9 protein-coding genes and 1 pseudogene are annotated in these 12,272 nt (G+C 39.1%); 3 read left to right on the top strand and 7 right to left on the bottom strand.

Going from position 1 to position 12,272, the window contains the following annotated elements; genetic code table 11:
- Positions 1 to 415, bottom strand: a pseudogene (locus ON09_RS18225) (tRNA (5-methylaminomethyl-2-thiouridine)(34)-methyltransferase MnmD); the annotation flags it as partial.
- A 146-nt stretch (positions 416 to 561) separates the two neighbouring features.
- Between ON09_RS18225 and ON09_RS18220 the strand changes: the two are divergent.
- Positions 562 to 900 carry an MmcQ/YjbR family DNA-binding protein gene (locus ON09_RS18220; RefSeq protein ID WP_010602504.1) on the top strand — a complete coding sequence of 113 codons (339 nt, stop codon included), beginning with the start codon at positions 562 to 564 and terminating at the stop codon, positions 898 to 900.
- A 34-nt stretch (positions 901 to 934) separates the two neighbouring features.
- Here ON09_RS18220 and ON09_RS18215 read toward each other — a convergent pair whose 3' ends face one another.
- Both ON09_RS18215 and ON09_RS18210 read right to left on the bottom strand, forming a co-directional pair.
- A complete protein-coding gene (locus ON09_RS18215; protein ID WP_010602503.1) occupies positions 935 to 1,711 on the bottom strand; it encodes a DUF2625 family protein in 777 nt (258 codons plus the stop codon).
- Between the two features lie 208 nt (positions 1,712 to 1,919).
- Positions 1,920 to 3,956, bottom strand: a complete 2,037-nt coding sequence (locus tag ON09_RS18210; RefSeq protein ID WP_010602502.1) for a M13 family metallopeptidase — start codon at positions 3,954 to 3,956, stop codon at positions 1,920 to 1,922.
- Positions 3,957 to 4,628: 672 nt separating this feature from the next.
- On the opposite strand from ON09_RS18210, the gene ON09_RS18200 reads away from it, so the two are divergent.
- Positions 4,629 to 6,443, top strand: a complete 1,815-nt coding sequence (locus ON09_RS18200; RefSeq protein ID WP_010602500.1) for a heavy metal translocating P-type ATPase — start codon at positions 4,629 to 4,631, stop codon at positions 6,441 to 6,443.
- 443 nt (positions 6,444 to 6,886) lie between these two features.
- The gene (locus ON09_RS18195) at positions 6,887 to 8,377 is read left to right on the top strand and encodes an alpha-amylase (RefSeq protein ID WP_029204447.1); all 1,491 of its coding nucleotides are present in this window, start codon (positions 6,887 to 6,889) and stop codon (positions 8,375 to 8,377) included.
- A 104-nt stretch (positions 8,378 to 8,481) separates the two neighbouring features.
- Here ON09_RS18195 and ON09_RS18190 read toward each other — a convergent pair whose 3' ends face one another.
- From ON09_RS18190 to ON09_RS18175, 4 genes are all read right to left on the bottom strand, one after another.
- The gene (locus ON09_RS18190) at positions 8,482 to 9,408 is read right to left on the bottom strand and encodes a hydroxypyruvate isomerase family protein (protein WP_010602498.1); all 927 of its coding nucleotides are present in this window, start codon (positions 9,406 to 9,408) and stop codon (positions 8,482 to 8,484) included.
- 27 nt (positions 9,409 to 9,435) lie between these two features.
- Entirely contained in the window at positions 9,436 to 10,431 is a 996-nt protein-coding gene (locus tag ON09_RS18185; protein WP_010602497.1) for an FAD:protein FMN transferase, read from the bottom strand.
- A gap of 6 nt (positions 10,432 to 10,437) precedes the next feature.
- Positions 10,438 to 11,757 (bottom strand): Gfo/Idh/MocA family oxidoreductase, encoded by a 1,320-nt coding sequence (locus ON09_RS18180; RefSeq protein WP_010602496.1) that lies wholly within the window; start codon positions 11,755 to 11,757, stop codon positions 10,438 to 10,440.
- A 29-nt stretch (positions 11,758 to 11,786) separates the two neighbouring features.
- Positions 11,787 to 12,272: formylglycine-generating enzyme family protein (locus ON09_RS18175; RefSeq protein ID WP_010602495.1), on the bottom strand; the 486-nt coding region annotated here is incomplete at its 5' end.

Here is a 12,272-nt window from a genome sequence, read left to right as displayed (position 1 = left end):
CTAATGTAGTGTGTGGGATTTCTAAAATGCATAACGGTGAAATATTTTGCGGTTTAATTAAAGCCAGGTCATAGTTTGCTGTAAAGTCATTCCAGATTGAAGGAGCAACATATTCTGCGTAACCGGTTTGGTTAATTACATCCAGCGTTAAAGGAAAGGCTTCAATACTGTTATAATCCAGTTTGATCTTATTTTGAGTGCAATATTCGAAACTTAATATAAAATTTAATCCTGTTCCAAGACCAACCTCCAAAATCGAAATCTCGGATTTTCCTGCCGAAGCAAATTTTAAACCTGCATCAATAAAAACATGTTTACTTTCTTGCAGAGCGCCGTGTTTGCTATGATAATGTTCGCCAATGGTTTCGTTATAAAGTGTATTTGAACCGTCGGCAGTTGGGGTAATAATATTCATTTGCAAAGATTTTGATCAGGACTTAGATAATGATGAAATTTTAAAATTCTTGTGAAGAATTACTACTTTCGTTTTGGCATTACAGTTGGTGCAAACATAGTAAAATTCGAGCTTGTTTACCCTAAACCCTAAACCCTAAACCCTAAATGGATATCGAATCTTTCAGAGAATATTGTTTAAGTCTGCCGGGCACAACAGAAGGCATGAAGTGGGATCATTTGTGCTTTATGATAGAGGAAAAAATATTTGTTATCGCAGATATTGATACTGGAAGCAGCTTTTCTATCAAGTGTAATCCGGATGATTTCGACGCATTGACCGCCAGGGATGGAATCGCCCAGGCATATCACTTAGCCAAGCGTCAATGGATTCAGGTTGAAAATCTTGATGTTTTGAATGATAAAGAGTTAAAAGCTAGAGTAGCAGATTCGAGAGCACTGGTTTTAGCGAAGCTACCAAAGAAAACCCAGGCTAAATACGCCTAACTTTCTTTCAGTTAACAGCGCAAAATCCGTTCGCTTACTGTTTTGAATCATCTTTTTTTATCCCGGCATCGGCATTAAGCTCTTTGGATTTTAAAATATTGAAACGGTACATTTCCTCTATGCCGACAAGCTTCCTGCTGCTTTTTTCTATATCAGTATCTTTTTGCCATAAATACGGACGGAAACTGTAAGTTTTAGTTCCATCAAGGTTAGCAATAAATTGATCCCAGGTACTCCAGCGCAAACCTTTGTAAAACTTATTTAAATCGCTGTCAAAACAAAAAACTAAAAATTCTCCATAACCTGCACCAAGCGGTTGCCAGGTTAAAGTGTTAGGTTCGAGATAATAAACATTTTTTACATCTGGTCCTAAGCCCCCGTAATTAATTGCGAAAAAGCCACCAATGGCGTCGTCAGCAATTAATAAATAAGGAATTTTATCGCCATATTCTTTTATTGTTTTCTCCTTGTTCCAGCTTGCAATATCCCTGCTCAACCGCTCACTGCCCGATCCTAAAATCCTGATCCAGCCATTATCAACCATAATTCCGCCAGTATTGTAAATTACTGAGCCTAAAGTTGCGTAGGTAGATACCTGGGCATTGTATAAAGTTTCTTTTGCTTTCGCTGAATCAACAGGTAGAACTTCCACTTTATTTTTAGCAGACTCAATCCATTTTTTAACCAACGGCCAGGCCGGATCGGTCTTATTAATCAGCGCATCTAAACTTATTAAGTTATTCTGAGCGAAGCCTGAGAATGAGATGAAAGATAAGGCTATGATAAAGAATGATTTGACAATAGATTTCATGCGAAGGGAACTTAAATTTCTCAAAGATAGAATGATAATTAAGAATTTCAGAATTGACGGCTATTAATTAACGCAAAAACGTCCCGAATAATCGGGACGTTTGCATTATAGGTTTGATATTCCTCTCTGGGATGAAAAACTTTTGAGGTGTTAAAGGATTCACGATGAAACCTTTGCAGCTTTAATCTTTAAACCCAAAGCCTTGAAACTACCACATTCTGATTCTGTCTTCTGGTTTCTTGTATAATTTATCACCTGGTTTCACATCAAATGCATTGTACCACGCATCCATATTTACTGGTGCACCAATGGTACGGTATGGTCCAGGAGAGTGTGGGTCGGTTTTAATTAATTGAGCAGCACTTTCTGGTAAAATATTACCTCTCCAAACTTGTGCCCATGCTAAGAAGAAACGTTGATCTGGGGTAAAACCGTCAATTTTCTCGTTGCTCTGACCTTGTTTAGTCATCTTGAAAGCGGTATATGCGGCATTTAAACCACCTAAATCGCCAATGTTTTCGCCCATTGTTAATTTACCAATAACATGAATAGTGTCTAAAACAGTATAAGCATCAAATTGCTCGCCTAAAGCTTTGGTTTTCTCCTCAAACTTTTTGCGATCTTCTGCAGTCCACCAGTTTTTCAGGTTTCCTTTTGCATCATACTGGCTTCCGCTATCATCAAAACCATGGCTCATTTCATGTCCGATTACTGCCCCAATGCCGCCATAATTCAAAGCATCATCCGCATTTGGATCGAAGAATGGAAATTGTAAAATTCCGGCAGGGAAAGTAATTGAATTCATTGTTGGGCTATAAGAGGCATTTACCGTTGGCGGCGTCATACCGAAACGGGTGCGGTCAACTGGTTTACCCAATCTGCTCACGTTCTCATTGTAACCCCAAACACTCGCATTACGTAGGTTTTGAAAATAAGTAGCTCTGTTAATATTCAAGCCAGTATAAGTTTCCCACTTTGTGGTATAACCTACTTTTGGCTCGAAAGCTGCAAGTTTTTCAAGCGCTTTTTTCTTGGTTTCATCGCTCATCCACTCTAAACCTTTAATTCTGATTTCGAAAGCCTTACGTAGGTTTACAATCATGGCATCCATACGTGCTTTCGCTTCAGGTTTGAAATATTTAGCCACATAAAGCTGACCTAATAATTCGCCAATCGTGCCATCAGTTAATGATGACATGCGTTGCCAGCGTGGGGTTTGAACTTTTTGACCGGTTTGTGCCTGTGTAAATGCGAAACTTGCTTTTACAAATGGCGAGCTTAAACTACCTGCAGAACTTTTTAATACATTCCATGCTAAGTAAGTTTTCCAATCAGCAACAGAAACTGATTTTAACATACCATCAAGGCTAGTCATAAATTTCGGTGATGAAACTAATAAAGTATCCTGACCTTTAATTTTAAACTTAGTTAAATAAGTCGACCAGTTTATTCCTGGCGTTTTACTGTTCAGTTCTGTAACTGTTAATTTATTATAAGTTGCATAAGGGTCACGCATTTCCAAGCGGCTCATTTGCGCTTCAGCAAACTGTTTTTCAATTTTGAAAACTGTTGCAGCCTTTTGTTTTGCTTCTTCTGGCGTACTTCCTGTTAGCGAAAATAAAGTGGTAATGTAAGTATCGTAAGCTTCACGGATTTTTACGCTTCGGGCATCGTCTTTTAAATAATAATCACGATCTGGCAAAGTAGTGCCACCCTGGCCAATGTTAACCATGTACTTATTAACGTTTTTACGATCCTGGCCCACACCAAGGCCGAACATTGGGCTGCCAATGCCACTCACACGCATGTAAGCAACCTGATCTAAAACGCCCTGAACATCTTTAATTTGTTTAATTTTTTCTAAATCGGCTTTAATGGGCGTGTAGCCTAATTTTTCGATGGCAACGGTATCCATTGCTGCAGCAAAGAAATCGCCAACACGGCGTTTTACCGATCCAGCAGGTGCAGATTTATCAGCTGCAGCTTCTTCTACCAGCGATTTAACCGCATTAATATTGAAATCACGTAGTTCATTGAATGAGCCCCAGCGTGTCTCTTTTGCCGGAACAGGATTGTTTTTTACCCATGTACCACTTGCATAGGTGTAGAAATCATCGCCAGGCTTAACGGATAAATCCATGTTTGCAGGGTCGATAAATTTTTTGGTAGTTTGTGCATTTGCAGAAAAGCCAGCAGCGACTATACCCAGTGCCGCAAAGTATCTTTTCAAGTTTTGGTATTTCATTCGCTTAATTAAGTTAGTTATAACAGCGAAATTTATGAAATACTAATTAATACTGAAACAATATATTAAGAATATTACTTGTTAAACCAGTAGTAAATTTTTGCTAAACCCAGGCGTCTAATGAATTCAGCAGGCGAGAAATGGAATTTTAAGGATTTCATGGTTTTTGAATCTTATTACAGTATTAACATTTTTTAACATCTTTTATTGTGTGCTTGTAAAAATTTTGATTATTAAGAATGATTCAGAATAAAGCGTTAATTTTGGGAGAAGGCTGATATCTTTATAAGCCTTGAAAACGAACGTTTGTTGTTTCATCGCATTTTTAGTCCCGCTTTTTGCTACAACAAAAGCAGAAAAGCTTTTGGTTTTCGCGGCAATCGGGTTTATTAAACTTAAAACAATGCACCTATTTTGCCATCTAATCCGAGAAAGTGGTTCCAATGTTAAATCACGGTAAAATGATAGCAAAAAAATAAACCGAGAAGTACCAAAAAACTGCTTTTCAAAACGCAAATAAATGAGTCATTCACACGATAACGAAGATAGCTGTTGTAGCAGCAAGGCACACAACACGAACACCGCCACGAAGACGGCGATGAGCATGACCATGATCATGGTGGGGATCCATCAGCATTTAAAACTTATTTACCTGCAATAATTACTTTAGCGATGCTGCTTATTGGCATTGCCTTCGATAATATTTTTAAAGTTGAGGCTTTTAAAATCATTAGGCCATATTGGTATATCGTGGCTTATCTGCCTGTAGGAGTTCCCGTTTTAAAAGAAGTTTGGGAAACATTTAAAGCGAGAGATTTTTTTACAGAGTTTTCGTTAATGTCTATTGCTACCATCGGTGCTTTTGCAATAGGCGAATATCCGGAGGGCGTAACGGTAATGCTTTTCTATACCATAGGCGAATTGTTTCAAATGGCTGCTGTAAACCGGGCGAAGAGAAATATATCTGCCTTGCTCGATGTTCGGGCTGATGTGGCCCATGTTTTAAGAAACGAAAAATATGAAAGTGTTAGCCCCGAAAAAGTAGCGATTGGCGAAACCATTCAAATAAAAGTAGGAGAAAAAATTCCGCTGGATGGGGAAATGTTATCAGAAAAAAGCAGTTTTAATACCTCAGCCTTAACGGGAGAAAGCAAACCCAAAACCATTAATAAAGGCGAAAGTGTTTTGGCCGGCATGCTGAATTTGGATAAAGTGATCGAAATAAAAGTAACGAAAGCTTTTGCCGATAGTGCGCTGTCCCGCATCCTGGAAATGGTTCAAAATGCCACTACCAGGAAAGCCAAAACTGAACTATTTATACGGAAATTTGCGAAGGTTTACACACCAATTGTTTTTTTTCTGGCACTTGCTTTAGTTACCATACCTTTTTTGGTTTTGGGAAGCAACTATCATTTCCAAACCTGGCTATACCGTTCGCTGGTTTTTTTGGTTATTTCCTGCCCCTGCGCTTTGGTGATTTCTATTCCGTTAGGGTATTTTGGTGGAATAGGGGCAGCATCTGCGCAAGGAATTTTATTTAAAGGCTCTAACTTTTTAGATTTAATTACTAAACTGAATACCGTTGTAATGGATAAAACCGGAACACTTACCAAAGGTGTTTTCAAGGTTCAAAAAGTAGAAAGTAAGATCATTGAAGATGAATTTTTGAGTCTGTTAGCCGCTGTCGAAGCGAAATCTACGCATCCGATTGCAAAAGCAATTGTAGAATATACCCGGAACAATAAAATTCATCCTGCTGAAAATATTGAAGAGATAGCAGGAATGGGGTTGAAAGGCAATGTAAATGGTAAAGTTGTGCTTGCTGGTAATGCGAAACTTCTGGAGAAATTTAACATCAGTTTTGATCCTGAAGTTGCAGCAATTGAAGAAAGTATTGTTATGGTTGCAGTTGATGGACAATACGCAGGTTACATTTTAATTGCCGATGAAATAAAAGAAGATGCTGCGGAAGCGATTAAACAATTGCATGCCAATGGCGTAAAACAGGTGGTGATGCTGAGTGGAGATAAAACATCCATTGTTAAAAAAGTTGCCGGCATTTTAGGCATAGATACTTACTTTGGTGATTTGTTGCCGGAAGATAAAGTTGCAAAGCTAGAAGAAATTAAGCAGGATAAAACCAGGGTAGTTGCTTTTGTTGGTGATGGCATTAATGATACGCCAGTGTTGGCCATTAGCGATATCGGCATGGCAATGGGTGCGATGGGTAGCGATGCTGCAATTGAAACCGCAGATGTAGTGATTCAAACAGACCAACCCTCAAAAATTGCTACTGCTATTAAAATCGGCAAGGCTACAAAAAACGTTGTGATTCAAAATATTGTGCTGGCTTTCGCGGTAAAAGCCTTGGTGTTAATTTTGGGTGCCGGAGGTTTAGCCACCATGTGGGAAGCTGTTTTTGCAGATGTTGGTGTGGCATTGCTGGCTATTTTGAATGCCGTTAGAATTCAAAAAACGAAATTCTAAATCTACAGATTAGTCATTTGGTTATAGCGGATCCGATCCAATATCTTGCCCTAAAGAATAAACCCCATCGAGAGTTCAGTGTCATTAATGCCTCTTTAATTTACTGTTATGCTAATTATCTTTATTGGCTTATAATGATCTGGTAGAAATTATCTAAGGCAAAGATTCTCAAAATACTGAAACTTCGCGTATGCATCAGGATATTTTAGTCACAGCAGGTAACTTTTTGCAAAGCCAATAGTGTAAAAATATTTTAGCCAGTTTTTTTAACAGTTACATATCATATTTTCCGAACGATTAGTTGCTGCATGGCGGTGAAAAATTCTAAAAATGGCTCTGGCATGAAAACTTTAAATGTCAAAGCATTGGTCTATTTCCGCCATGCGTGCTATCGCAAAACAATTAATCTAAATCCATGTTATCTTAACTTAAAATTTAGATTAATGCAAAATCAGACGATTATTCAATATTTCCATTGGTATTATAACGAAGAACAAAATTTATGGACTAAAGTAGCACAAGAGGCTGCGCATCTTAACGAAATTGGAGTAACAGGAGTGTGGTTACCGCCTGCTTATAAAGCAAGCACAGGTGGATATTCTGTTGGTTACGATGTTTACGATTTATTTGATTTAGGCGAATTTGACCAAAAGGGAAGTGTAAACACACGCTATGGTACAAAGCAAGAATACATCGACGCGATTAAAGCTTTGCAAGATCAAGGAATCTCAGCCTTAGCTGATATTGTTTTTAATCATAAAGCAGGTGGCGATGAGCTGGAAAAAGTGCCAGTTAGAACAGTAAATCCTGATAACAGGAATGAATTTACGAGTGATGTATTTGAAATTGAAGCCTGGACTAAATTCACCTTTCCAAACAGGGCAGGTAAATATTCAACCTTTATCTGGGATCATCAATGTTTCAGCGGTGTTGACTGGGCCGAAGATTTGAAGGAAACTGCCATTTATTCTATCCAAAATCATGTGGGAGGAGGTTTTGAAGAGGTCCCCTCAACTGAACTTGGCAATTACGATTACTTAATGTTTAGCGATATCGATTACAGAAACCGTGCTGTAGTAGAGGAACTTAAATATTGGGGAGAATGGTTGGTAGAAACCACCAATATTGATGGGTTCAGATTAGATGCGGTTAAACACATCAATCCTGATTTTATCAAAGAGTGGATTGACCACCTGGAAGAAAAATATCAACGTAAGTTTTTTATTGTTGCCGAAGACTGGAATGTAGAAAATACCGAATCGCAGGAAGAATATCTTAGATTGATGGAGGGAAAAACTCAAATTTTCGATTCTTTACTTCACCATAACTTCTTCCTGGCCAGTAAAGATGGGAATGGGTTTGATATGCGTACCATTTTCGATAATACCCTGATTTCTATTTCGCCCGAATTGGCAGTTACGTTTGTTGATAATCATGATTCGCAGCCGCTACAGGCTTTAGAAAGTTATGTCGAATTTTGGTTCAGGCCAATAGCATATTCCATTATCTTATTAAGAGAACAAGGAATTCCATGTCTGTTTTTTCCCGATTTATATGGCGGGATTTATGATGATAAAAATCCAGAAGGAGAGGATACACACGTTGATTTAGCGATTTTACCAGGGCTGGAAATTATGAGTAAAGTTAGGGCTAACCTTTCTTATGGTGAACAACGCGATTATTTCGATCATTCAAACTGTGTGGGTTGGACCAGGGGAGGAGATGAGGAACATGAAAATAGCGGAATTGCTGTATTGTTAAGTACAGGCGATGAGGGATTTAAAAAGATGGAAGTGGGGCAAAATTTCGCTGGAAAAACTTTTATAGATGCTTTAGGTCATAGAGAACAAGAAGTTGTCATCGATGAAAGTGGCTGGGCAGAATTTCATTGTGATGCGGGAAGTGTTTCGGTTTGGATTTTAAAAAATGATTAATTTTTAATCGTTACAATAAAGTTTGTTTAGCCTTCGGATTACAAATTCCGGCTAACAGTTTGATAAAACGAAAGGTCGAGATTACAAATCTCGACCTTCGAAAATTACAAGAAATTATCTTCCTGTCTGTAAGCCTGAATTACCGCTAATTCTCCAGCTTTATCTGGTCTTGAATTTCCGTGTTCCATGCCCATTACACCTTTGTAGCCTTTGCTATGTAAATGCTTGAATATGTTTTTATAATTAATTTCACCTGTTGTTGGTTCTTTTCTGCCAGGGTTATCTCCAATTTGCACGTAGGCAATTTCGTCCCAACAGCGATCAATGGTTTTAATTAAATCGCCTTCGGTGCGTTGCATATGGTAGATATCGTAAAGAATTTTGCAGGAAGGACTTTTTACCGCCTTGCAAACTGCATAAGTCTCATTGGTTTTCTGGAGAAATAATTCAGGAGTATCGCTTAAAGTTTCTAAAACCATTATTAAACCGTGAGGTTCGAAAATTTCGGCTCCTGCACGCATTGCATCAATCACATTTGCAAACTGATTTCCGTAAGGTAAATTCCTCTCATAAAACCCAGGTACAACCGTTAACCATTTGGCATTACAACGTTTAGCAGCTTCAACTGACTTTTTACAGGTTTCTACAAACTTATCTTTAAACTCCTTTTTTCCGGTCGTTAATGATGTTTTCCAGTTGTCTCCTCCATCAACCACAAAAACACCCATCCGCATACCAAGCTTAGCTAATAAATTTCCAATTTTTTCCTGCTCATCAATTGGCCTGGCCAAATATCCATTATCTTCAATAGAGCGAAAACCTTTATCATACATAAACTGGATCTGATCGAGAAAATTTTTTCCGGCATGGTTTGCAAACATTCCCTGGTGCGGGGCGTAATCCATGTTAAAAGGCTTGTCAGCTATTTTTACGCTAGCTTTTTCAGCTGCAAAAGAATCTGTGATGCCAATGCCTGAGGCTATTGCAGATGCTGTGAGCAGACTATTTTTTATAAATTCACTCCTTTTCATTTGTTGCTTTATTAGGTGTACGGGTCGCTAATTTTTTATTAATTTCTTAAATCCGCTTGATAAAGTATCTGCAACAGAACCGTCTTTTTTATGGTAAACAAAATATGCTTCCAAATCTTTTCGTTTTGCTACAAAACTTAAGGCTTCCGTTAAGTGCATACCCATCAAAGCGTTGTCATACCCATCGGCAGTGATGGCATTTTTGGCATAAACAGTTACACTGATCATTTCATTTTCAATAGGATAACCTGTTTTGGTATCAATCAAATGAGAGAATTTTTTGTTTCCGTTTTGATGGTACTTTCTGTAGTTACCTGATGTGGTAATTGCTCCGGTGTTAAGTGTCGCAATGTGTCTGATTACCGGAAATCCATTTTGGTCAGGGCCTTCAATGCCGATTTTCATTGGCGTTCCATCTGGTTTCGGACCCAATATCCTAATCTCTCCGCCTAACTCCGCCACATAACTTTTGATGCCTTTTTTGGTCAGGTAATCTGCTATTAAATCTACGCTGTACCCCTGCGCAATTCCATTTAAGTCGATTTGGACACAAGGTTTCGTTTTGGTTAGTTTGCCTTTATTCAGCTTCAAATTTTTCATTCCAATGCATGTCAATATCGATTTTGTCTGTTGATCACTAGGAACTATTTTATTCTCCGTTGGGCCGAAGCCCCAGGCTTGAACTAAAGGAGCAACCGTGATATCGAAAATGCCCTTGGTGTCTTTGTTGATCTCAAAACTTCTCTTTAAAACATCATTTAGAAACAAATCCGTTTCTATTTCATGTTCTGCAGAATTGAACTGGGTAATGAGTGAGTTTTTTTGGTATAAAGACATCGACTGATCAATTTTACCAAGTAAACTATCAATGCTAGTTTTGGTAACCACACTATCTGTTGCGTAGTACATGATGGTATAATCGGTTCCCTGCGCAAATCCATGGATTTTATATTGCTTTTGATCGTTTATCAGAAACAAATAGTAAAAGAATGGCAGACAAAGAAACCAGGTTTTAACCATCATGTTAACTTACAAAACTTTAGTTTTCCCAGGCATCGCAATCGGATAAAGTCCATTCGCATCTGGCATCAATTTCGGATTGGCATCCCAGGCGAAGCGTTCCGGCATTAAACTATTATTGGCGGCCAACGCTTCATCCCATTTTATGGTTTGTCCGGAATAGGTGGCATAGCGACCAATAATTCCGGTCAGGGTGCTGTGTGCGCCATATTCTGCATTGTCAAATTTGTATTCGCCCTTTGAAATGGCATCGAAAAGTTCATCGTGCTCAGTTTGATAAGGGTTGGCGTTTCCCTTGGTGTTGTGATTATAGATTACATTTCCTTTCCAATCCCAAAGTTTGGCCTGGTTACCAGCAGATAAATAAATTTTACCTTTTGTACCCTGGAAAGTTTCATCAACACGGTTCGGAACACCTTCGAAATGTTTACACTGACTGTAGATTACTGACCCATCGGCATAGGTTAATTCTACTGCATGGTTATCATAAATTTCACCGTAATCTTTCCCGGTTCTCCAGGCTCTGCTTCCTGTTCCCTGAACGGAAATTGGGTGGGTTCCTTTAATCCAGTTGGCAATATCAATATTATGAACATGTTGTTCTACAATATGATCGCCACACAACCAATTGAAATAATACCAGTTTCGCATTTGATATTCCATTTCGGTTTGGTTGGCTGTTCGTGGACGTACCCAAACGCCGCCACTGTTCCAGTAAACCTGGCCCGATACGATATCGCCAATGGCACCTTCCTGAACCCGCTTCATCGCTTCCCGGTAATTGGCCTGATAACGTCGCTGCAAACCCACAACCACATTAAGTTTTTTACTTTTTGCAATTTCTGCTGCAGCCAAAACTTTTCTAATTCCGGGCGCATCAACGGCAACGGGTTTTTCCATAAATACGTGTTTACCCTGTTTAATGGCTTCTTCAAAGTGGATGGGTCTGAAACCTGGAGGGGTTACCAGCAGTACAACATCAGCGAGCGGGATAGCTTTTAGGTAAGCATCAAAACCTACAAACTGGCGCTCTTTCGGAACATCCATTTTTGCTGCGAACTTTGTATTAAGCGATTGGAAGCTGCTATCCAGGCGATCTTGAAAAGCATCTGCCATGGCTACCAGTTTGATATTGAATTTTGTGCTTAACGCCTGAAAAGCTGCGCCGGTTCCTCTGTCTCCGCAACCAATTAAGGCAATTTTTATGGTGTCGTTGCCTGATGCATAAGCGCCTGCGAGTGGGATGCTGCTTAACATCGCTCCTCCAGCCAATAGGGCAGAGGCTTTCAAAAAATCTCGTCTTTCCTGTGTGTTTGGTTCTTTTTTCATTTCTGAAGTATAGGTTTAGATCAGTTTAGTTATAAATCTTTAATTGGTTGTTTGTTGTAGTAAGCCTCAATCTCGGCTTTAGCTGGTGTTTTAGCTGGCCGAACCAGGCGCATGCCCACAAATGGTGCTTCGGGAAACCACCAATTGCTTTTGGGTATTTGAGGATCTAACTGTTTCCATGATGGATCAGAAGCCAGCCTGGCTGATGAAGTTAAATTTTCTGGCGTTTCATCAAAAGATCCGCCACGCACCGTATTCGGATAAAGTTTGTATGGGATGGCAACCGGGTTTTCTGAAACTTTGTCTTTCCCCTTTTGATAAAAATCGGGGAGATATTGATCGTATGTCCACTCACTCACATTGCCATGCATGTCATACAATCCCCATGCATTGGGTTTCTTCTGGCCTACTTGGTGCGTTTTATTGTCGCTATTATCAGCATACCAGGCGTAATCTTTTAATGTCGTGACTTCATCTCCGAAAGAATAATTAGTATTGCTACCTGCCCTGCAGGC

This window comes from Pedobacter agri PB92 (assembly GCF_000258495.1).
In the GTDB taxonomy this organism is placed as follows: Bacteria; Bacteroidota; Bacteroidia; order Sphingobacteriales; family Sphingobacteriaceae; genus Pedobacter; species Pedobacter agri.
This window is presented reverse-complemented; position numbering and strand designations above follow the sequence as displayed.